The organism is Flavobacterium sp. 102, assembly GCF_003634615.1.
Taxonomy (GTDB): Bacteria; Bacteroidota; Bacteroidia; order Flavobacteriales; family Flavobacteriaceae; genus Flavobacterium.
Genome location: NZ_RBKX01000001.1, coordinates 232,448 through 258,007, shown reverse-complemented (window position 1 = coordinate 258,007; position 25,560 = coordinate 232,448). Strand labels below are relative to the sequence as shown.

The 25,560-nt window shown below is 35.9% G+C and carries 24 protein-coding genes; 10 read left to right on the top strand and 14 right to left on the bottom strand.

Annotated elements, in window-relative coordinates; genetic code table 11:
- Window positions 1-25: 25 nt before the first annotated feature.
- The 6 genes from C8C84_RS01190 to C8C84_RS01165 form a co-directional block, all read right to left on the bottom strand.
- Window positions 26-1,474, bottom strand: coding sequence for an outer membrane beta-barrel protein (locus C8C84_RS01190; protein ID WP_121311788.1), 1,449 nt, complete (start codon window positions 1,472-1,474; stop codon window positions 26-28).
- On the bottom strand, window positions 1,464-2,018 hold the full coding sequence (locus tag C8C84_RS01185; RefSeq protein WP_121311787.1) for an RNA polymerase sigma factor: 555 nt from the start codon (window positions 2,016-2,018) through the stop codon (window positions 1,464-1,466). Before C8C84_RS01185 ends, C8C84_RS01190 begins: the two co-directional genes overlap by 11 nt.
- Before the next feature lie 34 nt (window positions 2,019-2,052).
- Window positions 2,053-2,439 carry a DUF1566 domain-containing protein gene (locus C8C84_RS01180; RefSeq protein ID WP_147406799.1) on the bottom strand — a complete coding sequence of 129 codons (387 nt, stop codon included), beginning with the start codon at window positions 2,437-2,439 and terminating at the stop codon, window positions 2,053-2,055.
- A 116-nt stretch (window positions 2,440-2,555) separates the two neighbouring features.
- Window positions 2,556-4,703, bottom strand: a complete 2,148-nt coding sequence (locus C8C84_RS01175; RefSeq protein WP_121314929.1) for a polyribonucleotide nucleotidyltransferase — start codon at window positions 4,701-4,703, stop codon at window positions 2,556-2,558.
- A 153-nt stretch (window positions 4,704-4,856) separates the two neighbouring features.
- The gene (rpsO, locus tag C8C84_RS01170; RefSeq protein ID WP_121311785.1) at window positions 4,857-5,126 is read right to left on the bottom strand and encodes a 30S ribosomal protein S15; all 270 of its coding nucleotides are present in this window, start codon (window positions 5,124-5,126) and stop codon (window positions 4,857-4,859) included.
- Window positions 5,127-5,231: 105 nt separating this feature from the next.
- Complete coding sequence (locus tag C8C84_RS01165; protein ID WP_121311784.1) at window positions 5,232-5,687, bottom strand: GAF domain-containing protein; 456 nt, start codon at window positions 5,685-5,687, stop codon at window positions 5,232-5,234.
- A gap of 70 nt (window positions 5,688-5,757) precedes the next feature.
- On the opposite strand from C8C84_RS01165, the gene xrtF reads away from it, so the two are divergent.
- From xrtF to C8C84_RS01120, 9 genes are all read left to right on the top strand, one after another.
- Complete coding sequence (xrtF, locus tag C8C84_RS01160; RefSeq protein WP_121311783.1) at window positions 5,758-6,315, top strand: exosortase family protein XrtF; 558 nt, start codon at window positions 5,758-5,760, stop codon at window positions 6,313-6,315.
- Entirely contained in the window at window positions 6,290-6,736 is a 447-nt protein-coding gene (locus C8C84_RS01155) for an exosortase F system-associated protein (RefSeq protein WP_121311782.1), read from the top strand. The genes xrtF and C8C84_RS01155 overlap by 26 nt, the downstream gene beginning before the upstream one ends.
- Before the next feature lie 60 nt (window positions 6,737-6,796).
- Window positions 6,797-7,627, top strand: a complete 831-nt coding sequence (locus C8C84_RS01150; protein WP_121311781.1) for an ATP cone domain-containing protein — start codon at window positions 6,797-6,799, stop codon at window positions 7,625-7,627.
- 1 nt (window position 7,628) lies between these two features.
- Window positions 7,629-8,984 (top strand): MBL fold metallo-hydrolase RNA specificity domain-containing protein, encoded by a 1,356-nt coding sequence (locus C8C84_RS01145; RefSeq protein WP_121311780.1) that lies wholly within the window; start codon window positions 7,629-7,631, stop codon window positions 8,982-8,984.
- Window positions 8,985-9,036: 52 nt separating this feature from the next.
- Entirely contained in the window at window positions 9,037-9,456 is a 420-nt protein-coding gene (locus tag C8C84_RS01140; RefSeq protein ID WP_121311779.1) for a hypothetical protein, read from the top strand.
- 79 nt (window positions 9,457-9,535) lie between these two features.
- A complete protein-coding gene (locus C8C84_RS01135; RefSeq protein ID WP_121311778.1) occupies window positions 9,536-11,557 on the top strand; it encodes a TonB-dependent siderophore receptor in 2,022 nt (673 codons plus the stop codon).
- Between the two features lie 42 nt (window positions 11,558-11,599).
- The gene (locus C8C84_RS01130) at window positions 11,600-11,941 is read left to right on the top strand and encodes a heavy-metal-associated domain-containing protein (RefSeq protein ID WP_121311777.1); all 342 of its coding nucleotides are present in this window, start codon (window positions 11,600-11,602) and stop codon (window positions 11,939-11,941) included.
- Between the two features lie 60 nt (window positions 11,942-12,001).
- On the top strand, window positions 12,002-12,739 hold the full coding sequence (locus C8C84_RS01125) for a DUF2490 domain-containing protein (RefSeq protein ID WP_158592540.1): 738 nt from the start codon (window positions 12,002-12,004) through the stop codon (window positions 12,737-12,739).
- 72 nt (window positions 12,740-12,811) lie between these two features.
- Window positions 12,812-13,501 (top strand): DedA family protein, encoded by a 690-nt coding sequence (locus C8C84_RS01120; protein WP_121311775.1) that lies wholly within the window; start codon window positions 12,812-12,814, stop codon window positions 13,499-13,501.
- A 17-nt stretch (window positions 13,502-13,518) separates the two neighbouring features.
- Here the strand turns inward: C8C84_RS01120 and C8C84_RS01115 are convergent, their stop codons facing one another.
- The 8 genes from C8C84_RS01115 to miaB all read right to left on the bottom strand — a co-directional run bounded on the left by C8C84_RS01115 (window position 13,519) and on the right by miaB (window position 22,673).
- Window positions 13,519-15,885: a hypothetical protein gene (locus C8C84_RS01115; RefSeq protein WP_121311774.1), complete on the bottom strand. Its 2,367-nt coding sequence runs from the start codon at window positions 15,883-15,885 to the stop codon at window positions 13,519-13,521.
- A 131-nt stretch (window positions 15,886-16,016) separates the two neighbouring features.
- Window positions 16,017-17,648 (bottom strand): chaperonin GroEL, encoded by a 1,632-nt coding sequence (gene groL, locus C8C84_RS01110; protein ID WP_121311773.1) that lies wholly within the window; start codon window positions 17,646-17,648, stop codon window positions 16,017-16,019.
- A 56-nt stretch (window positions 17,649-17,704) separates the two neighbouring features.
- Window positions 17,705-17,980: a co-chaperone GroES gene (groES, locus tag C8C84_RS01105; protein WP_121311772.1), complete on the bottom strand. Its 276-nt coding sequence runs from the start codon at window positions 17,978-17,980 to the stop codon at window positions 17,705-17,707.
- 137 nt (window positions 17,981-18,117) lie between these two features.
- On the bottom strand, window positions 18,118-18,456 hold the full coding sequence (gene secG / locus C8C84_RS01100) for a preprotein translocase subunit SecG (protein ID WP_121311771.1): 339 nt from the start codon (window positions 18,454-18,456) through the stop codon (window positions 18,118-18,120).
- Between the two features lie 12 nt (window positions 18,457-18,468).
- Window positions 18,469-19,293 (bottom strand): tetratricopeptide repeat protein, encoded by an 825-nt coding sequence (locus C8C84_RS01095; protein WP_121311770.1) that lies wholly within the window; start codon window positions 19,291-19,293, stop codon window positions 18,469-18,471.
- A 92-nt stretch (window positions 19,294-19,385) separates the two neighbouring features.
- The gene (gene lptE, locus C8C84_RS01090) at window positions 19,386-19,892 is read right to left on the bottom strand and encodes an LPS assembly lipoprotein LptE (RefSeq protein WP_121311769.1); all 507 of its coding nucleotides are present in this window, start codon (window positions 19,890-19,892) and stop codon (window positions 19,386-19,388) included.
- A gap of 59 nt (window positions 19,893-19,951) precedes the next feature.
- The gene (locus C8C84_RS01085) at window positions 19,952-21,214 is read right to left on the bottom strand and encodes a sigma-54-dependent Fis family transcriptional regulator (protein WP_121311768.1); all 1,263 of its coding nucleotides are present in this window, start codon (window positions 21,212-21,214) and stop codon (window positions 19,952-19,954) included.
- A gap of 10 nt (window positions 21,215-21,224) precedes the next feature.
- A complete protein-coding gene (miaB, locus tag C8C84_RS01080; protein ID WP_121311767.1) occupies window positions 21,225-22,673 on the bottom strand; it encodes a tRNA (N6-isopentenyl adenosine(37)-C2)-methylthiotransferase MiaB in 1,449 nt (482 codons plus the stop codon).
- Between the two features lie 367 nt (window positions 22,674-23,040).
- Here miaB and topA point away from each other — a divergent pair, with 367 nt between their 5' ends.
- The gene (gene topA / locus C8C84_RS01075) at window positions 23,041-25,557 is read left to right on the top strand and encodes a type I DNA topoisomerase (RefSeq protein WP_121311766.1); all 2,517 of its coding nucleotides are present in this window, start codon (window positions 23,041-23,043) and stop codon (window positions 25,555-25,557) included.
- Window positions 25,558-25,560 lie beyond the last annotated feature (3 nt).

Here is a 25,560-nt window from a genome sequence, read left to right as displayed (position 1 = left end):
TTATCAAATTAACTAACTACCACAATCATTTATTTAAAATGGTATACCGAATGCCCGTATGAATTCCGAAGAAATAAGGTTTCGGATTGCTGTTGTCAAAGGACATGATTTGATAATTGAACATAGGTTCGGCAAAAATCTTAGCGTTTTTGAAGATTTCATAGTCAAGTCCAAATCCGATGTTGGTTGAAGCAGAAGTGTCCATAATGTTATTCATTTTACCAATCTGTTGGCTGTAACCGTTATTTGTTTTGATGGAAACGGAATTTTTATCAAGTATTAAATAACTGAAACCCGCAATACCATACAGTCCTATTTTTTTGTCCCAAAACTTATATTTCAGTTCCAATGGAATTTCGGTATAACTTATTTCTTGTGTGATATCCATTTTCTCGGCATTATTTGAAGCGATGTAGATGGTTTGATTCGTTAAGGTTGGATGGTATTTTATACCGGAATAATTTTGAGTATTAACCGCAACGTTTTTGGTGGTTGACTCCAAAGCAATTTTGCTGTAACCCATACGAATACTCAGTTTTTCGCCTATTTGATAAGTCAATCCCAAACCATAGCTCATCGTAATTGTAGAACTTTTAGAAATACCATCTAATCGACGGTCTAATGTTGATTTTTTGGCAAAATGACCATAAATAGTTGGCGATACAAAAGCATCTATGTCAAACTTTCGATACGTTTTTGCGCTGTCCGTTTCCTTTTTGTCTTCAGGATACATATTGATGTTTTTCGTTTTTTCTTTGTCTTTTTTGGATGCAAGTGAATCCGTTTTTTTAAGATTTATTTCCTGAGTTTGATCTACTGAACTTTTGTTTTGTAATAATGTTGGGTCAAAAAGGACAGTGGAGTTTGGTTCAGTATTGACTTCGTTTGGGTTTAAGGTTTCTTGGGTGGTTTTAGATGCTACTTTTGTTTTTTTAATAGGTTTTTTACTTTTTACATTTGAAAACTGATTTGACTTATTTTTAGACAATCCAGAATTCTTTGAAGCCGAATGGCTATTTTGGCTGTTTTTTACAGAACCTTTTTTGCTTTTGGCACTAGTCGAATTGCTGTTTTTAGGATTTTTTTTATTCCCGACAGTATGAATGTTATTTTCGTCTTCAACGACATTTCGATTGTTTAAATTGGAGTTTAAATTGTCATTATCTGCATTTCTTTCATTAGAATTGTTGGTATTTGTTTCTCTGTTATTGCCATTTACAATGATAGGTTCGTTTGAATCTTCTGGAGATAAAGTATTAAAATCCACATTTTGATTATAGACATATAAAGCCGCAATCGCTCCAACAAGAAGTAATCCGATGGTTTTTGTCCAAAAGAAAAAGAAACCCATTCTTCGCTTTTTTTTCTTTTGAAGTTCGTAACTAATGCCATTCCAAACATTTTCTCTTGGCGTTTTTTCCAGAGAATTCAGTTTATCGCTAATGGCTTTTCCGATATCTTTTCTATTTTCCATATTTCATATTCATATTATGGATTGGGGCAATTGCCTTAATTTGTTCTTTTAAAATCATTTTGGCTCTGTACAAATTTGATTTTGAAGTACCAACCGTGATGTTTAGCATTTCGGCTATCTCGTTGTGCGAATAGTTATCCAATTCATACAAGTTAAAAACCAGACGATATTGATTAGGTAAGTTTTGAATTATAGAAAGAATTTGGTCTAACGTAAATTCTTCTAACTGATTTTCTGTTACATCAGTATCTTGAAAGTCAGTATCTTTAATCGGTGATAGTTGATATGATTTTTTGTAACTGTCAATGGCTTTGTTGATGGTGATTCGTTTGACCCAACCTTCAAAAGTGCCTTTGCCTTTATATTGTTTGATGTTGGTGAAAATCTCAATAAATGCATTGTGCAGATTGTCTTCCGCTTCCGCTTCGTTTTGGCAATACTTTAAACATAGTGCAAAAAGAGTGTTCTTATACAAATGGTATAATTCTTCTTGCGCTTTGCTGTTTTGCTTTTGGCAGGCCTTTATTAAATCTTCTAAATTCAAAAGTGTTTTTTTAAAATAACGAATGCATCTTACTTTATACAGTTTTTGGAGTCGAAACTTTTGAACTCACTACATTTTGCCCATTTGAAAAATCAATAGTTTTTATTGGGATGACATCAATCTCGGTTGAATCCCAATATACAACATTTGTAAAGTTGCCAGGGTTTTGTTGGTGTAAATTGGTATAAAGCAAAGCTAGTTCATTTTCGCTGGGCAAAAACCAATCTTTTTTACCGTTTAATTGATAGCCTAGCGCTTCTTTGGCTATTCGTTCAATCAAGCAGAACAACTTATCGTCTTTATGAATTAAATCTTTAGCATTTGGAATGACAATACTGTCATCGAGGTCTTTGTAACTATTGATGATAAGCATTATAAATAGCAAAGTGGCTATTTTTGAGAGTTGTATTATTTTTTTCATAATAATAGGTTTTTATCTAAAGTCATTAAAAAATGAAAAGGTTGCGTTAGCTACTAAAAATAAAAAACCCAACTCATTACTGAGCTGGGTTTTAGTATGAATTAATATATTCTGAATTAACCTTGTGGAGCGTCTTTTTTCTCTTCTCTTGGAGGTCTTGGTAAAAGTGCTTTTTTCGACACTTTTTCTTTTCTGGTTTTTGGGTCAACACCTAAGTATTTCACCATAAACACATCGCCCATTTTTACAACGTCGGCAACGTTTTCTGTTCTTTCCCAAGCCAATTCTGAAACGTGTAATAACACTTCGTTTCCAGGTGCTGCAGTATATTCTACTACGGCTCCAAAGTCGAGCATCTTAATTACTTTCACTTCGTAGGATTCGCCCATAGTTGGTTTGAAAATGATAGAATCAATTTTCGCCAATACTGCTGCAATTCCGTCCGGATCAGTTCCTAAGATTTCAACAACACCTTGTTCGTCTACTTCATTAATAACGATTGTAGTTCCCGTAGCTTTTTGTAATTCTTGAATCACTTTTCCACCAGGTCCAATCAAAGCACCGATGAAAGCACCAGGAATAGTTCTCATGATGATTTTCGGAGCGTGAACTTTAACTTCAGTTCTTGGTTGTGCTAACGTTTCAGTCAATTTTCCTAAGATATGCAAACGGCCATCACGAGCTTGAGCCAATGCTTGCTCCATGATTTCATATTTCAATCCGTCAATTTTGATGTCCATTTGACAAGCCGTAATTCCTTCAGAAGTTCCGGTTACTTTGAAATCCATATCGCCTAAGTGATCTTCATCACCTAAGATGTCAGATAAAACCGCGAAACGATCACCATCTGTAATCAATCCCATAGCAATTCCTGAAACAGGACGAATCATTTGAACTCCGGCATCCATTAAGGCTAATGTTCCGGCACAAACCGTTGCCATAGAAGACGAACCGTTTGATTCTAATACTTCAGAAACTATTCTGATAGTATATGGATTTTCAGCAGGAATCATGTTTTTCAAAGCTCTTTGAGCCAAGTTTCCGTGACCAACTTCTCTTCTTGAAGTTCCTCTTAACGGACGAGCTTCTCCGGTTGAAAATGGCGGGAAATTATAGTGTAAATAGAATTTTTCTTCTCCTTGTTCTGATGGTGAATCAATTTGGTTGGCTTCTCTGGAAGTTCCTAGAGTAGCTGTTGCCAATGCTTGAGTTTCTCCACGGGTAAATAAAGCCGAACCGTGAACAGATGGTAAATAATCTACTTCACACCAGATTGGTCTGATTTCAGTAGTTTTTCTTCCGTCTAAACGAGTTCCTAAATCTAAAGTTACATTACGAACTGCTTCTTTATTGGTTTTGTAGAAGTATTTAGAAACTAAATCTCCATTTTCTTCCAATTCTTCTTCTGTAAATAATGCTTTTACTTCTTCTTTTACCGCGTCAAAAGCCGCTGAACGTTCGTGTTTAGCCGAACCTTTGCTTGCAATAGCGTAAATTTTATCATAAGCCGCTGCTTTTACTTTAGCGTAAATAGCTTCGTCTTCTTTTTCTTGTTCATACGTACGTACTTCTTTTTTGCCAAAAGCTGTAGCCAATCTTTCTTGAGCGGCAATTTGTACTTTAATATGTTCGTGAGCAAATTTGATAGCTTCTACCATTTCGGCTTCTGAAATCTCTTTCATTTCTCCTTCTACCATTGCGATAGAATCAGTAGAAGCACCAATCATCATGTCGATATCAGACAATTCTAATTGGGCACGAGATGGATTGATGATAAATTTACCGTCAATTCTTCCTACTCTGGCTTCAGAAATTAAAGTTTCAAACGGAATGTCAGACAGCGCCAACGCTGCCGAAGCGGCTAAACCAGCTAATGCATCCGGCATAACATCATCATCATGAGACATTAGCTGAATCATCACTTGAACTTCTGCATGGTAATCACTTGGGAAAAGCGGACGCAAAACACGGTCAACTAATCTCATGGTTAATACTTCATTGTCGCTTGGACGTGCTTCTCTTTTAAAGAAACCACCAGGAAAACGACCTGCTGCGGCAAATTTTTCACGATAATCTACCGTTAACGGTAAAAAGTCGATACCCGGACTTGCTTTTCTTGCGGATACTACTGTTCCTAAAATAACAGTTTTTCCAATTCTTACTACTACAGAACCGTCAGCTTGTTTGGCCAAACGCCCTGTCTCGATTGTGATGCTTCTGCCATCACCTAAATCGATAGTTTCTACAAATAATTGTGGAATCATAAATTTTCCTTTTTTAATTTTACATTGGTCTCCGCCTGTCGACAGAATTAGTTGTGTTGTTGTAGTTGTTGTGTGTAACCCAATGAAAAACCAAAACTTTCTTCGTTGTTTATAAAACAAAAAGAGGCGCGCAAGCACCTCTTTAGATATGTATTATTTTCTAATACCTAATTCTTTGATAATCTCACGATATCTGTTAATCTCTTTTTTCTTCAAGTAGTCAAGAAGGCTTCTTCTTTTACCTACTAAAAGAACTAACGAACGCTCAGTGTTGTAATCGTGACGATTTTTTTTCAAGTGCTCAGTTAAGTGAGAGATTCTGAAAGTGAACAAAGCGATTTGCCCTTCAGCAGATCCCGTGTTTTCAGCTTTTCCTCCGTGTTTAGCGAAGATTTCAGCTTTTGTTTCTTTACTTAAATACATTCCAATATTATTTTAAATGATTATTATGTATGAAATGAGGTTTTCTCAATTCGTGTGCAAAGGTAAAAATAATTATTAATTATGAGTTATGAGTTATGAATTATTTTAAAAAAGTTTGGCAACTTCCTCATTTACAAACTCTAAAAATCTTTCGTCAGCTTTAGTAAAAGGATCAATCACATGGCTGTCGATGTCGATTTGACCTATGTTTACACCGTTCACAAAAAGCGGCACCACGATTTCCGATTTCACCGTAAAGCTACAAGCAATATAATTGTCTTGAGCGGATACATCCGGAACCACAAAGTTCGCATTGGATTCAGCCACTTGTCCGCAAATGCCTTTTCCAAACGGAATTACCGTATGATCTGTTTCAGCGCCAACGTATGGTCCGAGATGCAACGTTTTGTTTTCATGATTGGCAAAATAAAATCCAACCCAATTGTAGTAATCTACATTATCTGATAGGAATTGACAAAGGTTTTTTAATTTCAACTCTCTTTCCGAATTTGCTTCAGAAAGAATTGCAATTACTTGTAGTTTTAAATTTTCGAAATTCATTTTCAATTTTTTATGCAAAAGTAACGACTGCGCTTTTTTTATTTTATATAAATTTGTTAAAAATTCTATTTTGAAGAATCTGCTACAGCAATACAAACCGTTTTTACTTTTTTTGGGGAAATTTTTGCTGACGTATTTGGTGTTGACCATCATTTATCAATCATATTTAAATCGATTCGATGTTTCAAAAAACGAAGTAGATTCTTTTACTCAACTTGTGGCTAATCAAACGAAATCAGTCTTGACTTTATTTGATGCAACAGCTTATAATGAACAACATCCAAAAGAACCCAGTATAAAAATCATTTACAAAGGCCAATACATTTCCCGAATTATTGAAGGTTGTAATGCTTTGAGTGTGATTGTTTTGTTTGTTTCATTTGTGATTGCGTTTACCGGTAAATGGAAACAAACGCTTGTTTTTATTCTCTTGGGAAGCATTTTAATTCATATTCTTAATATCGCCCGAATCGCTTTGTTGTGTATGGCTTTGTATAGTTTTCCGCAGTATGAACATATTTTGCACGGTGTCATTTTTCCGTTAATCATTTACGGAGTGGTGTTTTTATTATGGGTTATTTGGGTCAATAAATTTTCTTTACATGCTACAACTACTGCTAAAAAATAAATCAAAGGTGTTTTGGTCTTTGTTTCTGATTGGATTGTTAATTGGAATCAGACTTTTTGAAGACCATTTGTTTTACGATCCGTTTTTGAACTATTTCAAAAGTGAATACGCTCATGCGAAATTGCCGCAATTCAATGTGTTTAAACTGTTTTTTAGTTTAGGGATTCGATTTTATATCAATTCGGTCATTTCGTTGTTTTTGCTGTATGTGATTTTCGAAGACACCAAAATCGTTAAGTTTTCGATGTTGCTGTATATGATTTTAGGCTCAATTCTAATGATAAGCTTTATTTTTGTGTTGACTTTCTTTGGCGAAGAAAATAAAATGACACTTTTTTATATCAGAAGATTTTTAATCCAGCCGATTTTTATATTGCTTTTTATCCCGGGATTTTATTACCAAAAACAAGTCAAAAAGTAAGCGATTATTCGTAACTTTACTATGGTTCGGCATAGCTGAAATTTAATTTCGTTTATCATCATGAAAATAGTAAAGCATTCCGGAAATATTGTTGATTTCAATCGGGACAAACTTAAAAGTTCTCTACTTAAATCAGGCGCCAACAAGCATGTTGTAGAAGATATTCTGCAAGAGATTGATAAACAAATCTACGAAGGCATTTCCACCAAAAAAATCTACAAATTGGCTTTTGGTTTGCTCAAAAAAGTTTCCAATGCTAACGCAGCGCGCTACAATCTCAAAACGGCGATTCAAATGCTCGGTCCGGCGGGTTTTTTCTTTGAAAAATACATTGCCCGATTATTTCTCTCTGAAGGTTATTTGGTACAAACCAATCTCCTTTTGTCCGGAAAATGTGTTGGACACGAAGTAGACGTTGTTATTAATAAAAACGATTATATAGAAATGGTCGAATGTAAATTTCATCCCAAAAGCGAAACCAATTCGGATGTAAAAGTGCCGATGTACATACTTTCCCGTTTCAACGATTTAAAAGATAAAAATCATATCATTTTTACTCGAAAAGATATAATTTCGGGCTGTTGGATTGTGACCAATAACCGATTTACGGGTGATGCGATGGCTTTTGCCCATTGCTCCGGATTACAATTGCTGAGTTGGGATTATCCTGAAAAATCAAGCTTGAGAAAAACAATTGATGAAGGACAATTGTATCCGGTCACTTGTTTGACTTCTTTGACTCTGGCAGAAAAAGACAAATTATTGGTGCAAGATATTATTTTGGCCAAAGAAATCATAAACAATGTAAGTGTGCTCGAAGAAATTGGCATAAGCCCAATTCGGATAAAAAATGTGATTAAAGAAGCTTCCGAGCTTTGTAAATATATTTAAAATGAAAATCAAATTCTTAGGTGGTGCAGGAACAGTAACCGGTTCCAAAACCTTGATTGAAAGTAACGGCATCCGAATTCTGATTGATTGCGGATTATTTCAAGGGATTAAGCCTTTGCGCGAACTCAATTGGGAACCGTTGCCGATTTTGCCCAACACCATCGATGTTGTATTGTTGACTCATGGACATTTAGACCATTGCGGTTGGTTGCCCAGACTAGTCAAACAAGGATTTGAAGGTAAAATTTATTGTACGAGTCCAACCAAAGACATCACCAAATTGATTTTGTTAGACAGTGCCAAAATTCAAGAAGAAGAAGCGGAACGAGCTAATAAAGAACATTATTCCAAACACGATAAGGCCGAACCTTTATACGATTTGGCCCAAACCGAAAAAGTATTTCCGTTGTTCCGAGTCATAAAACCGAATGAAGTAGTGGCTTTGGATGCGGAAATTTCGGCTAAGTTTACCAATGCAGGACATATCATTGGCGCTTGTTCCATCGAATTGACATTGGAAAATAAAACTTTAGTTTTTTCCGGTGATATTGGTCGTGATGACGACGTGTTGATGTATGCGCCACTGAAACCAAAACGAGCAGATTATGTGTTTTTAGAGAGTACTTATGGCAATCGAATTCATCCTGAAGAAGATGTCAAATTGCTGTTGGAAACCTACATCAACAATACCGTTCAAAATAACGGAACTGTCATTATTCCGAGTTTTGCGGTTGAACGCGCGCAGACTTTGATGTATCTGCTTTGGCAACTGAAAAAAGAAGACAGAATTCCCGATATTCCTTATGTGATTGACACGCCAATGGGCATCAGTGTTTTGGAAGTTTTTATGGATAACCGAAAATGGCACAAATTATCCGAACAGGAATGTGTAGACATGTGTAAAATGTTTACTATGAATTCGGACTATCAGGAAACCATCGTCACTATTTTTGACAAACAACCTAAAGTGATTATTGCCGCCAGCGGAATGATAACCGGAGGAAGAGTATTAAGTTATCTAGAGCATTATATTGGCTTGCCCGAAACTACCGTAATTATTGTTGGTTATCAAGCCGAAGGAACCAGAGGAAGAAAACTACTCGAAGGCGCAACTGATATTAAAATTTATGGTAAATATTATTCGGTTTTGGCGAAGATTATAGAGATAGAAGGTTTGTCGGCTCACGGAGACCAAACTGATTTATTGAATTGGCTTTCGGAATTAAAAAACAAACCAAAAAAAGTGTTTTTAGTTCATGGAGAAAATGAACCTGCAGATGAATTGCGCATCAAAATACACGAAAAATACGGTTTCGACTGTTCGGTTCCCATGATGGGGCAAGAGTTTGAGTTGTAAGTTTTAAGAGCATTTTAAGTTATTGGTATCTGAATATTATTAACTTTGCGCTATGAATTTTAAAAAGCACATTAGTCTTTTAACCGCCTTACTGATATTGGTTTCCAATTCGGGCTTGGCGTTTAGTGTGCATTATTGTGAAGGTAAAATTGCTTCAATATCTTCTGTTTTTTCAGATGAAGAAGTTTGTGATGAGCCTGTTGTAGTCGAAAAAACTTGCTGTGCCAAAGTTGAAACTACTCACAAAGACTGTTGCTCTGATAAGAAAGTAGACTTAAAAAATAAAACCGAAAAAATCATCATTAAGACCATTTCTCTTGATTTTGAACCGGCTTTTTTCTCTGAATATAATAGTCACATTTTTGCGGTAGCTGAAACTCCTAAATTTGTGGATGAAAAAGTGGCATTCTATTGCGATTCAAATGCGCCGCCGCTTTATAAACTCTATTGCCAATACACTTTTTACGCCTGATTTAATCTGAATTCCGTTCTGGTTCTCTTTATTTCTACTGAGAATCATTTGAAATCGAATTAATTTTAAATCAACATCAATGAAAAATATACCGTTATTCCTAACGTTGTTATTTTCTGCTTTGGGATTTTCACAAGAATCTTTGAAACAAGACACTCTGAAAACCGTAACAGTTGAAGGTAGCCGAAAGGGAATAAAAAAATCAATAAAAGGCGCTGCCAATACTACTTTGGTTACTAGCAAAGAATTGCTAAAAGCCGCTTGCTGTAATTTGGCCGAAAGTTTCGAAACCAATCCGTCAATCGATGTGAATTTTTCGGATGCTTTGACCGGAACCAAACAAATCAAAATGCTTGGACTGACGAGTCCATATATCATGATTACCGAGGAAAACATTCCTTCGGTTCGAGGTGCTTCACAAGCTTATGGTTTGTCCTTTACACCAGGAACTTGGGTAGAAAGCATCCAAATCACTAAAGGCGCCGGAAGCGTTGTCAATGGCTACGAGAGTATTTCGGGTCAAATTAACACTGAATTAATCAAGCCTTTGGGCGACATTCCATTCTTCTTAAATGCTTATGGCGATACCGGAAGTCGTTTTGAAGTGAATACGCATTTTAATAAAAAAATTTCTGATAAATGGTCGACGAGCTTATTTGTTCACGGCAATGCTCGTGTTTCTAAAAACGACATGAATGACGATGGTTTTATGGACAATCCTTTGGGAAAACAATTGAATGTAGCCAATCGTTGGCAGTATTACAATCCTGAATCGGGTTGGGTTTCTTTTTTAAATGTTCGTTATATGAATGATCAAAAACAAACCGGAGAACTTGATTTTGATCCCGACAGAGATAAATTGACCACCAATTATTGGGGTTCAGAAATTAACACCGAACGTTTGGATTTCTCTTCTAAAATAGGTTATGTTTTCAAAGACATGCCTTACCAAAGTATTGGTTTTCAAAATGCCTTTACGACACACAATCAAGAATCGTATTTTGGTTTGAACCAATATGATATCAAACAGCAAAGCTATTATTCGAACCTGATTTTCAATTCGATTATCAGCAATACGATGCATAAGTTTGCTACAGGTTTAAACTTTTCATATGACAAATATGCTGAATTCGTAAACTTGTCTGATGTGAGTCGAATTGACAATTCCGTTGGCGCATTCTTTGAATATACTTTTGATGACAATGACAAGTTCAGTTATATTTTAGGCGGGCGAATGGATTATCACAATAGGTTAGGAGCCTTTTTTACCCCAAGATTACACGTGAAATATAATCCTTGGGACAAATCAGTGATTAGGTTTTCTGCCGGAAGAGGCAAACGTGCGGCGAATATTTTTGCCGAAAATCAAAATCTTTTTGCCAGTTCCAGAACGTTTTCAGTTTTGGATACCAATGGAAAAATCTATGGTTTAGATGCTGAAATTGCTTGGAATTATGGATTAAGTTTTACGCAAAACTTTATGCTTTTCGGGTTGAAAGCCGATACAACCATTGACTTCTACAGAACCGATTTTCAAAACCAAGCGGTAGTTGACGTAATGAATTCACCGCAACAAGTTTTGTTTTACAATTTGGATGGAAAGTCATACGCCAATAGTTTGCAATTGGATTTTAACTTAGAAATTATTAAGCACTTGAATTTGAGAACGGCTTATAAATATTATGATATTTCTACCGATTATCTTTCGGGCAGTTATCAAAGACCTTTGCAAGCGAAGCACCGTTTCTTTGGTAACCTGGAATTTGAAACCCACATCAAAGAAAAAGGACAGCAATGGAAATTTGATTACACATGGAATTGGTTAGGCAAACAACAATTGCCCAACACGTCAACCAATCCGCATCACGACCGATTGCCGGAGTTTTCGCCTTCGTTCTCGACAATGAATGCGCAAATTACCAGAACCTTTTCCAGTACTTTTGAAGTCTATGTTGGTGGAGAAAACATTGGAAATTACACGCAACACAAAGCAGTTTTGGGAGCAGAAAATCCTTTTGGACCCACTTTTGATACGTCAATTGTTTATGCGCCGGTTTTCGGTGCTATGTATTATGCCGGATTGAGATTTAAGATAAAATAACAATAGAATCTGAAACAAGTTTAGATTAAAAATTCAACATAAATGAAAAATATAATAATTGGAATGATGTTATTAGTAGTAACATTTTCGGCGCAAGCTCAAGATAAAAAAAGCAAGAATGCCAAACACGATATTGAAGTCAATGGCAATTGCGAAATGTGTAAAAAACGAATAGAGAAAGCGGCTTTTTCCGTTTCTGGTGTTAAAAGTGCAGAATGGCATATTGATGACAGTATTTTACATTTAATCATAAATGAAGAAAAATGTTCTATAACTGATGTGAAAAAAGCGATTGCCAAAGTTGGTCACGACACCGATGATGTAAAAGCAACAGAAGAAGATTATAATAAACTTCATGGTTGTTGCATGTATGAAAGAAAATAATTTTAAAAACTCCTTAACTTTTAAGGAGTTTTTTTATGCTTATTTTTGCAAAAAAAACTTTTGAAAACACTTTACACTTTTATTTGCTTAGCATTTTATGCAGTTGGATTTTCGCAACAAACCACACAAGACCAAAGAGTTTGGTTTGCCTATACCGGTCAGTATAAAGTTTCAGATCATTGGGGTTTTCATTTAGAAGCGCAATTTCGAATGGACAACCAATTGGAACAAAACCAACAAAATTTATTCAGAATAGGAACAATTTACCATCTTTCGGACACTAAAAATATTACGGCAGGTTATGCTTTGGTCAATACTTTTAGTGCTTCAGCAGATGATTTTTTTAAAGAGCATCGATTTTGGGAACAATACCAAGTCAATAAAAAATGGAGCAACGGGAAAAATGCTATTTTGCATCGATTTCGATTGGAACAACGTTGGGTTGAAAAGATTGGTTTAATTGACGGCGATGTGGTTTCTTTCGGAAGCAATTACCAAAATCGATTGCGTTATTTGAATCGAAATTTGTTTCGTTTGGTAAGTTTAAAATCCAATCAAGAAGAAATTTATGCTGTTTTACAAAACGAAGTTTTTTTAAACTTGGGCAATAATGAGGTTAACAATAAGTTCTTTGACCAAAATCGCTTTTTAATCGGACTTGGATTTAACCATAATAACAACACAAGATTTGAAGTTGGGTATCTAAATCATTACCTAACTTCTTCATCTTCAAACAACACGATGAATCATACGGTATCGGTTTCTTTAATTCAAAATCTAGTGTTGCAAAAACCTTAAAATTGGATGTTATCCCAAAAAAAAGCACTAATTTCACGCTCGAATTTTTTACCCATTTTAATTTTATAATCCATGAGTGATTTTGATTGGATGCAATTATTGAATCCTGAGTTTTACATAACCATGACAGTTGGTGGTGTGAAAATTGGGCTTTGGATTGTATTGTTTATTGTATTTGCCGAAACCGGTTTATTCGCAGGTTTCTTTTTACCCGGAGACAGTTTGTTGTTTTTGGCCGGAATTTACAGCCGTGATTTAGTTGAGAATTTCACTATTATCGAAAGTGATTTGATTAATGTAACCTTATTGGCTTTTTTAGTAGCTGTTGCCGGAATTTTAGGGAATATGATTGGCTATTGGTTTGGTTCCAAAAGTGGCTATTATTTATATAAAAAAGAAGATAGTTTTTTTTGGAAGAAAAAATACTTAATCCAATCGAAAGACTTCTTTGAAAGATATGGTGGGAAAGCCATCATCTTTGCTCGTTTTTTACCTGTAGTAAGAACTTTTGCGCCAATTGTGGCCGGAATTGTTACGATGGATAAAAAGAAATTTATGTTCTACAACGTGTTAAGTTCTTTCCTTTGGTCATTTATCTTGATCTTTGCCGGACATTATTTATATGGTTTGTTTTTAGAGAAGTTTGATATCGATTTGAAACACCACATTGAGAAAATTATAATTATTATTATATTGGTTTCTACTTTGCCGGTAGTGCTTAAAATGATTAAAAAACATCCAAAAGAGGAAACGGAAAACTAACTAAAGATAGTTTTGAATTAATCAACAGCCATTTTAAATTCTTTATTGATTAGTTTGCCATCAATGGTAAAACCTTGAATGACGATTTTGTAATTTTTGATGTTGGCGTCTTGAAATTCAAATAAAAAATTGCCTTTTTCGTCAGTCAGAATGGTTTGACACCAATCTACAATTCCGTAATTTTCAAATCCTTTATTGGCAAAACTTTGATACTCATTATTCATAAAACTCGAATTGCTTTCGAAACCTTCTTTAATTAAAAAAGGAACCGATTTTACCATTGATTTTGAAGTAAAGTTTTTTCTCCTGTAAATTTTGATAATTCCTTGTTTGTTTCTGGTTGAAGGCACGATGGCATTTGCGTTGATGTAGATTTCATCAATCTCGACCATGTCCATCATGTCGAGTTCTGCAAACGAAAACAAAACCCTGTCATCAATAAATACTTCGGGTGTTGGTCTGGCTCCTAAAAGGGAAGATACTTGTCTAGTGGTTATGGAAACTTCTCCCGTAGCGGTTCTGTTTACATTAAAACCATTTTGTTCAATAAAAACCAACAAACTGGTGGTGTCATTTTCATCTATTTTGTATCCACGTAGATAAGAATTTCCAAATTTATTTTCATTTACTAAGGTTTTTTTGGGTTTGGCTTTGACCACAACATCTTTTAAATTGATGATTTCTCCGTTGAATTTCGGTAAATCAAACGAAGTGTCATAATCATAAACTTGAGGTTTAGGACAATCACTGAATGGTGCTACAAAAGGTTTTTTAAAGGGTTTATTTCTGTTCAAAACTTGTGTTGCAAAGTTGGTTGAAATAACATTTAATTCAGGAGATTTTAATAGTGATAATTCGACAACAGTAGAGTCACCAACAGCTATGTTGTCAAATTGATATTCGTTTTTCTTATTTACCTCAGACAACACTAAAATAAAGTCTTTAACAGAATATAACCTCACTTTGTAGTCTTCATTATTTTTCAATTCTTGATTTATGGTTCCTTTTAGGGTTAAACCAATATCAAAACTGTAGTTAGATTTCGGCGGGTTTGAAAGAATGTTTTCCCAATCATATTTAGGCTTACTTTGATTTAGTAAAACCAAGTCTAATTCATAATTTTTTTTTCTTGAGGGTTCGGTGAAATAATAGTTTGGGTTTGTAAAATTTTCACTGATGTATGGGTTGATAGTTGAAGAATAAATAAGGTTGTCTTCAATGTCTTGTGCTTTGGTTTCCTCCGGTAATATGGAAATACTTAAGTTCGCATTGGCATATTCTGAATAGCCGGCCATTTTTATTTTACCATCTTTCTTAAAGTTTGACATTATACTCAAAGGTTTATTTTCCTTTTGATGAACATAAGTGATTCTTTCGCACCATTGTTTTGAATCGTTGTCAATTATTCTGATGGTATTGATGCCTTCAAAGAGATATTTGTTGGCAATTGACATAGTTTGTTCATAATTGTCATTATTCAATTGTAACGGTATAATGGATTTTTTATCATCTTGATGAACAACGACATAAAGCTTTTTGTTCTTTAACTGAGAAATAGTTTCCAAATTAGTTTTTACTTTAATAATAGCTTGATCTGCATAAGAAAAATTGTTGACTTCAAGTGCGATACCAATATTTGACGCGATGGATAATTGGGTTTCAATTTTTTTATTGTTTGAATGAAATACCACTTTTATTGGATTATTTGAAGGTATAATTTCAAATTTTCCGTAACCAAACTGATTCAATTTTATGGTTTGTAAAATAATGTCATTGTTGTCTTGAATTGCAATCTCCGCATTTTCAAAAGTTCTTCCGTGACAATCGGCTAATTTGACTCCTACTACATTATTGACGCCTTTAATTAAAGTGCCGCCTTCGGGGTTTAGTGTTATGGTAAGAGATTCGTTGGGATTTTTATTTTCTAAAATAGCGCCTTCAGTTGGATTGATGATTTTTATTTTTTGAATTGTTGATTCGTTTTCCAAAAAATTATTCATGCAATTGGTGTAAACTTGAATATAATAATCACCGGAATGAAAGTTTTTGTCGAGTTCGAAATTCCCTGTAAATGTTCCATTATTGGCAAAAAATAATTTTTCAAACAATTTGTTCCCTTTGTCATCATACAGCAGCGCAAAAACATTGGTGGTGTTAAAAAAGGGTTGCTGTGTTTTTCTATTGACTATGTATCCTTTTAGCCAAATTTTTTCATTGGATAAGAAAGTAGTTTTGTTAAGATGAAGATTGATGTTTTCTCTTTCTAAAAAGAAATATTTTTCAAGAGCTGTTGAGATTTTAGAAACGGTTTCATCATGGGCTTCTTGGCTTTGAAGAGTATTTGAAATAAACAGTATAATCAGTAAAAGCAAATTTTTATACATTTCCAAAAGATTAGAATTTTACTCTCAAAAATATAAAATTTTATTTACAAAAGGGCTAAAAAAAACGTCCCGAAATATCGAGACGTTTTTGGTAGGTGTATTTTGAATATTGGAACTTATTCCAAGGAATTTTACATCATTCCCGGCATTCCGCCACCCATTGGCATTCCGCCACCGGCATTTTCTTCTTTGATTTCCACTAAAGCACATTCGGTAGTTAAAATCATTCCGGCAACTGAAGCCGCATTTTCAAGCGCTACACGAGTTACTTTTTTAGGATCGATGATTCCGGCTTTTAACATGTCAACGTATTCGTCAGTTTTGGCGTTGTAACCAAAATTAGCTTTGCCTTCTGAAACTTTTGCCACAACTACAGAACCTTCTAAGCCTGCATTTTCAACAATAGTTCTCAATGGCGATTCTACAGCGCGAGATACAATTTGGATTCCGGTTGCTTCGTCAGCATTGTCAGATTTTAAATCGGCTAAAACACTTTTGGCTCTTAAAAGGGCAACACCACCACCGGCAACGATTCCTTCTTCTACAGCAGCTCTTGTGGCGTGTAATGCATCGTCAACACGGTCTTTTTTCTCTTTCATTTCTACTTCTGACGCAGCGCCAACATAAAGTACAGCTACACCGCCAGCCAATTTAGCCAAACGCTCTTGTAATTTTTCTTTGTCGTAGTCCGAAGTTGTAGTTTCCATTTGGGCTTTGATTTGGTTGACACGATTTTTAATCATGTCCGCCTCACCAGCTCCGTTTACAATGGTTGTATTGTCTTTGTCGATGGTTACTTTTTCAGCAGTTCCCAACATTTCCAAGGTAGTATTTTCTAAGGTATAACCGCTTTCTTCGGCAATTACCGTTCCTCCGGTTAAGATGGCAATATCCTCTAACATTGCTTTTCTTCGGTCACCAAATCCCGGAGCTTTCACGGCGGCAATTTTCAAGGCACCACGCAACTTGTTTACTACTAAAGTAGATAATGCTTCTCCGTCAACATCTTCAGCAATAATTAATAAGGGTTTCCCAGATTGGGCTACCGGTTCTAATATTGGTAATAATTCTTTTAAAGAAGATACTTTTTTGTCGTACAAAAGAATGTAAGGTCTTTCAAGTTCAACCTCCATTTTTTCTGGATTGGTAACGAAATACGGAGATAAATAACCTCTGTCGAATTGCATTCCTTCTACTACATCAACGTAAGTATCCGTTCCTTTAGCTTCTTCAACAGTGATTACGCCTTCTTTTCCAACTTTCCCAAAAGCAGTAGCGATTAATTCGCCAATTACTTCATCATTATTTGCTGAAATAGAGGCAATTTGCTTGATTTTTTCAGAATCGCTTCCAACTACTTGAGCTTGTTTGCCAAGGTCAGCTACAATAGCTTCAACCGCTTTGTCAATACCGCGTTTTAAATCCATTGGATTAGCGCCGGCCGCTACGTTTTTTAAGCCTTCTTTTACGATAGCTTGCGCTAAAACGGTTGCAGTTGTGGTTCCGTCACCAGCCAAGTCATTGGTTTTAGAAGCTACTTCTTTCACCATTTGAGCACCCATATTTTCTAATGGATCTTTCAATTCGATTTCTTTGGCTACGGTAACACCGTCTTTGGTAACGTTTGGTCCACCAAATGATTTTCCGATGATTACGTTTCTTCCTTTTGGACCTAAAGTCACTTTTACTGCATTCGCTAAGGCATCAACACCACGTTTTAAACCGTCGCGAGCTTCAATGTCGAATTTTATATCTTTTGCCATAATGTTTTGTGTTTGTTTTTAGTCTTAATACTTACTTTTTTAAATCTTAATACTAATTAGATAATTGCTAAGATGTCATCTTCGCGCATGATTAAATAATCTTTGCCATCGAACTTTAAATCGGTTCCGGCATATTTTCCGTATAAAACCGTATCGCCAACTTTAACCGTTAAAGGTTCGTCTTTTTTACCGTTTCCTACTGCTACCACTTTTCCTTTTTGTGGCTTTTCTTTAGCAGTATCGGGAATAATAATTCCGGAAGCCGTTTGTGTTTCAGCGGCAGCCGGTTCCACAATCACTCTGTCTGAAAGAGGTTTAATATTTAATGCCATAATGCTATGTTATTTGTGTTATTATGATTTTGTTTTTCGTCATTTCAGAAATTGTGCCAAGCCTTAAAAACTGTCATTTTTTCCTAAAAAAAATGCCAGCATGTCAGCGCTGGCATTAGGATAAAGATATGTCTTTATTATTTTTTCTCTTCCGCCGGTTTCGCCGGAGTAGTAGTTGCTGGTGTTGTTGGTGCAGCTGTTTTTGGAGCAATTTCTGTTTGGTCAATTACTTTTGAATCTGATTGGCCAACCATACTTGGGAAGCTGATACTTGACAATAAAATCAAAACGATTAAAGTTCCGGCTAAAAACCAAGTACTTTTATCTAAAAAGTCTGTAGTTTTTTGAACGCCACCCAACATTTGAGTTCCGCCTAATGAAGAAGATAAACCGCCACCTTTAGGGTTTTGCACCATCACAGCGATGATTAATAAGAAACAAACTAAAGTTATTGCTGCTAAAAAAATAGTAAACATGATATATTGTAATTAATTGTTATTCTGTTGTAAAATTTTAATATCCGAAATTCGGTCTGCAAAGAAACTACTTTTTTCCGGATATTTCAAAATTAATATTTCATAAGCTTGTATTGCTTTCGAATATTTTTTTTGTTCTAAATAAACTCTGGCCAAAGTTTCGGTCATTAAATAAGAAGTGTCTTCTGCAATTGGCGCTATTACTGGTACTGTAGTGTCTTTGGCGATAGGCGTAATCTTCGGGTTGTTCTCGATGAATTTGTCGATTAAATCGATTTTTTTCTTTTTGTCTTCTTCTGCAGTGGATATATTTTTTGACGATTCTTCTCTAACGATTGGTTTAAATCTCGATAATTGTAACCATTCCTGAAAAGAGTGCTTTTCGTCTTTAGAAAATTCTAAGGGTTTGCCAATGGCTAATTTTTCTTCGGCTTTTTGTTCCTCCGAAGGTAATGATTCTTTAATTGACGTAAGAATTGATTGTTCCAATGGGTCAATGGGTAACGGTTTATAGTCAACAATAACTTCCTCGAGACCAACGACATTCATATTCATTAACTCTTCGAGTTTCTTTTCATACAAACCTTTTTGCACTGAAACAAAAGAATCTGAAGTGATAAAATCAAACAAAATACTTCTATCCGTTGTGTAAGCTGCCGAAATTTTCAGGGCGTAATTATAACTGAAACTATCCTGATTGTACAAATGCTTTAACTTCAACACACGTGCACTTTGAAAATACGGGAAAGCGCTCAGTACATTGTCTAAGGTTTCCGCATACCTATCATTGATGGCTTCGGGTTTGTTGAGTAAGTATGTGTAATCGGTTAAATTCAAATTTGTTCAGTGTTTAGTGTTCAGTGTTCAGTTTCGGTTGGATTGTAAAGTTACAAGAGCTGCCAACTGCGACTGAATACGGTCAACTATTTCTACCATTTGGCTAATGTTTCGTTGAAAATATCTTGAGTGATTCGTTCAAAAATGACATCAAGTGCTTCTGTTAGTTGCGAGCCAACCAATTGGTTTTGTCCGCTGTAATCATAGAAGAAAGAAAATCTTTTTTCGAAGTTATCCGCTTCCTTGTTTTTATTGGTAAAACGAACCATAACCGCAATAGTCAATCGACTTTGTGCTGCTTTTTGATCCGCTGTTGCTGTCATAGGCGTAATTCGGTAATCGGTAATTTCACCCTCATACAACAAATCACCATTGGAATTCGTCAGATTTAAATTGGTTTGATTCTGAATTAAATCCTGCAAGCGCAAAGTGAATGTTCTTTCAATTCCGGGTTCTACTAAATCGGAAGCATTTTGGAAATAATTCACCTGAAAGGTTTTGGCGTTGATGTTTCCGCTAGTTCCGGTAAAATTGTATACCGAACAACTGTTGATGCTGAAAGCGATAAGTAAAAGTAAAATGTAATGTATATTTTTCATAGAAGCTTCAAAGATATATTTTTCAATTGTTAATTATCAATTTTCAATTATCAATTGAGTTACAAATCAAACTGCTTAATCTTTCGGTACAAAGTTCTCTCTGAAATGCCTAATTCATCAGCTGCAGCTTTTCGTTTGCCTTTGTGGCGTTCCAATGATTTTTTAATGAGTTCGATTTCTTTTTGTTCCAATTTCAATACTTCTTCCTCTTCAACGGTTTCGGCATCTAAATAATTTTGATCCTCTTCATCGTCAAATTCTTCTTGTTGTGTTTGATTTTGTGTTGGAATTACATTAACTCTTGGAGATTCTTCAAACGAAATTTCGCTTTCTGTTTCTTTAGCTCCGTAAACTTTCTGAATCAAACTCGGATTAATGTCTTGCACTTTCGCCCCGTTTTTCATCAGTTCCAAAGTCAGTTTTTTCAAATCATTCAAGTCACTTTTCATGTCAAAAAGTACTTTGTATAAAATATCTCTCTCAGTGGCAAAATCACTATCGGATTTCTTTCCGCTAATTACTGAAGGTAAATTGCTTCCTTCAACAGGAAGATAAGATTGTAAAGTCGACAGAGAAATATCACGATTGGTTTCCAAAACCGAAATCTGTTCGGCTACATTTCGCAACTGACGAATGTTACCACTCCAACGGTATTTTTGTAAAAACTGAACCGCATCATCACTCAATCTGATTGGCGGCATTTTGTATTTGTGCGCAAAATCGGCAGCAAATTTTCTGAATAATAAATGAATATCGTCTTTTCTATCGCGTAATGGCGGTAAAGGAATATCTACGGTGCTCAATCGATAATACAAATCCTCACGGAATTTTCCTTTTTCTATCGCGTCAAACATATTGACATTAGTAGCCGCTACAATTCGAACATTCGTTTTTTGTACTTGTGAGGAACCAACTTTAATAAACTCACCATTTTCCAAAACACGCAACAAACGAACTTGTGTTGTCAGTGGCAATTCGCCTACTTCATCCAAGAAAATGGTTCCGCCATCGGCTACTTCAAAATAACCATCTCGAGCATTATTGGCACCCGTAAAAGCGCCTTTTTCGTGACCAAAAAGTTCACTGTCAATGGTTCCTTCCGGAATCGCACCACAGTTTACAGCGATGTATTTGCCATGTTTTCTATGCGAAAGCGAATGGATAATTCTCGGAATACTTTCTTTACCAACACCACTTTCACCTACAACCAATACCGAAATATCCGTTGGAGCCACTTGTATCGCTTTCTCAATGGCACGATTGAGTTTCGGGTCGTTCCCGATAATCTCAAAGCGTTGTTTTATGTTTTGAACTGATTCCATTTTTTAATTGTTAATTCATGTCAGAATAGCCAACTGCTTCTCCAATCAAAGTTGCGGTAGTACAATCACTTATTTTAACCATTACGAAATCACCTACTTTGTAATCGCCTTTCGGGAAAACAGTCACCATATTTTCAGAGTTTCTGCCGCTCCAGTGTTTGTCTGATTTTTTAGATTCTTTTTCAATCAAAATTTCCACCGTTTGACCTAAGAAACGTTTGGTTCTTTTCTCGCTTAATATTTGTTGTAAGTCTACAATGTCTTGTAAACGTCTTTTCTTAACTTCTTCCGGAACATCATCTTCCATTTTTCTAGCAGCCAAAGTTCCAGGTCTTTCTGAATACGCAAACATATAACCGAAATCATACTCTACATATTCCATCAAAGTCAAAGTGTCTTGGTGATCTTCTTCAGTCTCCGTTGGGAAACCTGAAATCATGTCCTGAGAAATCGAACAGTTCGGAATTATTCTTTTGATTTTATCCACCAATTCCATGTATTCTTCACGAGTGTGTTGGCGGTTCATTTCTTTCAATATTCGGGTACTTCCGCTTTGAACCGGTAAGTGAATATAGTTGCAAACGTTGTCATATTTGGCAATCACATGCAATACCTCTTCATGCATATCTTGCGGGTTTGAAGTCGAAAAACGGAAACGCATTTTCGGGAAAGCAATCGCACATTGTTCTAACAACTGCGCAAAATCTGTCGCTGTGGCTTTTTGCATTTCAGTGGCTTTGTCAAAATCTTTCTTCAAACCGCCGCCATACCAAAGGTAACTGTCGACATTTTGACCTAAAAGACAAACTTCTTTGAAACCTCTGTTCCACAAATCCTGAATTTCTTCCATAATACTTTGCGGCTCACGACTGCGTTCACGTCCGCGGGTAAAAGGAACTACACAAAACGTACACATATTGTCGCAACCACGCGTAATCGAAACAAACGCATTTACACCGTTGCTGTTCAAACGAACCGGTGAAATATCGCCATAAGTTTCATCTTTGGAAAGGATAACATTAATCGCATCGCGACCTTCATCTACTTCTTTCAACAGATTCGGTAAGTCCTTGTAAGCATCAGGACCAACAACCATGTCAACGATTTTTTCTTGTACCAAAAATTGGTCTTTCAAGCGTTCCGCCATACAGCCCAAAACACCCACTTTCATCCCCGGATTGATACTGCGTTTTACCGCATTGTATTTCTCCAAACGCTTTCGTACGGTTTGCTCTGCTTTGTCTCGGATAGAACAAGTGTTCACCAAAACCAAGTCGGCTTCCTCTAAATTCTGAGTCGTATTATAACCTTGCTCGGTCAAAATAGACGCTACAATTTCACTGTCCGAAAAATTCATCGCACAGCCATAGCTTTCTATAAATAGTTTTTTAGTATTGCCTTCTTTGTATTCCAGCACCATACTAGTGCCTTGTTTTTTCTCGTCAATTTCCTTTTCCATATCTAATGTTTCGCTTTCGGGACAGCAAAGATAATACTAAATTATAAAATATGACAAGATGGCAGAGGTGGTTTAACAAAAGTTTTGGAGCGAATAACTTGAGCGCACTTAGAATCCTTGTTCCCGCTTTCCGTTACAATAACTTTGTCAAAGTTTAAAACTTTGATAAAGTTGATTTCCACTGCAATCGGGGCTAAAGAGTTGGCGTCTTTTGTGTTGGGAATTTAGGATTCAAAATAACATCCAAAATATATATTATATATTAAGGTATAAATTAAATTTTTTTAAGTCAATCATCGTTAAAAAACTACACTAAATCGGTATTTTAAAAAAAACGTTTACTTTTGTCCGCAGAAACAAACCGAATATGGCAAAGAATTTAGTTATCGTGGAGTCGCCGGCAAAGGCAAAAACAATCGAAAAATTTCTGGGAAGTGATTATCAGGTAGAGTCGAGTTATGGGCACATTGCCGACTTGCCATCAAAAGAAATTGGAGTAGATGTTTTGAATGGTTTTAAACCCAAATATGAAGTCTCCGCAGATAAAAAAGCTTTGGTCACCAAATTAAAAGGATTAGCCAAAAACGCCGAAATGGTGTGGTTAGCTTCCGATGAGGACCGCGAAGGAGAAGCCATTTCTTGGCACTTGGCGGAAGAATTAAAATTAGACAAAAACAAAACCAAGAGAATTGTTTTCCACGAAATTACCAAAACCGCGATTCAAAAAGCGATTGAAAATCCACGCGGCATCGATTACAATTTAGTCAATGCCCAACAAGCTCGTAGAGTTTTAGACCGATTAGTTGGTTACGAACTTTCTCCCGTGCTTTGGAAAAAAGTAAAAGGCGGTTTGTCTGCCGGACGTGTACAATCGGTATCGGTTAGATTAATTGTAGAACGCGAAAGAGAAATACAAGAGTTCAAAGCAGTCGCTTCTTATTCTGTTACAGCAGAATTTACCAACGAAGCCGGAAAAGTGGTGAAAGCCAAATTGCCAAAAAACTTCGCCACCAAAAAAGAAGCAGAAGATTTTTTGCAAAAAAATATCGGTTCCACTTATAAAGTAGCCGATTTAGAAACCAAACCTACTAAGAAAACACCGGCTGCACCGTTTACAACTTCCACTTTGCAACAGGAAGCGGCTCGTAAATTATATTTACCCGTTGGAATCACCATGCAAATCGCGCAACGTTTATATGAAGCCGGATTGATTACCTATATGAGAACGGATAGTGTGAACTTGTCTCAAGAAGCGCAAGCCGCAGCACAAGCCGAAATTACCAGTTACTACGGTGCTGAATTCAGTAAGCCAAGAAATTTCAACACCAAATCAAAAGGTGCTCAGGAAGCTCACGAGGCGATTCGCCCAACCGATATGTCACGTCACACAGTGAATGTAGAAAGAGACCAAGCCCGTTTATACGAATTGATTTGGAAAAGAACTTTGGCTTCGCAAATGAGCGATGCCGAATTGGAAAGAACCAACGTTAAGATTGAAGCTAATAATCATTCTGAAGTTTTTCAGGCCACAGGAGAAGTAATCAAGTTTGAAGGTTTCTTGAAAGTATACTTAGAAGGAAGTGACGACGATGAAGAAGAGCAAGAAGGGATGTTGCCTGCGTTGAAAGTTAATGAGAAGTTGACCAACAATAATATCACTGCAACAGAAAGATACACGCGTGCAGCCTCTAGATATACAGAAGCTTCATTAGTAAAGAAATTGGAAGAATTGGGAATCGGTCGTCCATCGACTTATGCACCAACGATTTCTACTATTATCAATAGAAACTATGTTGAAAAAGGAAACTTGGAAGGCGTAGAAAGAAAATATGTTCAGCTTACTTTGAAAGACAGTAAAGTGGACGAAAAGATTTTAAAAGAAAATACCGGTTCCGATAAAGGGAAATTGGTACCCACAGATATCGGAACCATCGTTAATGATTTCTTGGTTAAAAACTTTGCTGCTATTTTGGATTATAATTTTACTGCGAAAGTAGAACAAGATTTTGACGAAATTGCGGAAGGAAATATCGATTGGGCGACAATGATGCAGGATTTTTACAATAAATTCCATCCGAATGTTGTTGAAGTCGAGAAAAACGCAGATCGTGAAAGCGGTGAAAGAATATTAGGAATCGACCCAAAATCAGGCAAACCGGTTTCGGTTCGTTTAGGAAAATTTGGTCCTATGGCTCAAATTGGCGATGCCGAAGATGAAGAAAAACAGTTTGCAAGTTTGCGTCAGGAGCAGAATATCGGAAACATTACTTTAGAAGAAGCGTTGAATTTATTTTTGTTGCCAAAAAATCTTGGTGAATACAAAGGTGAAGAAGTGGAAGTGAGCAATGGTCGTTTCGGACCGTATGTTCGTTTCGGAAAACAATTCATTTCCTTGCCAAGAGGCGAAGATCCATTGGATGTAACGATGGTTCGTGCACAGGAATTGATTGATGAAAAAGCAAAAGCCGATGCCCCTATTGCGGTTTATAAAGATATGGATGTTCAAAAAGGCGTTGGTCGTTTTGGGCCATTCTTAAAATGGAACGGAATGTTCATTAATGTCAATAAAAAATACAACTTCGATAATTTATCACAATCTGATGTAGCAGAATTGATTGAAGAGAAACTGCAAAAAGACATCGACAAAGTAATCCACAATTGGACAGCGGAAGGCATTTTGGTTGAGAAAGCCCGTTGGGGAAAATCAGTCATTACCAAAGGCAAAATCAAAATCGAATTGAATAAAGATGTTGATGCTACGAAATTGACTTTGGAACAAGTCCAAGAAATGATTGCCAAGAAAACGCCTGAAAAGAAAACTGCTGTTAAAAAACCTGCTACCAAAAAAGCCACTGCTAAAAAAACGCCTGCTAAAAAGAAATAAATT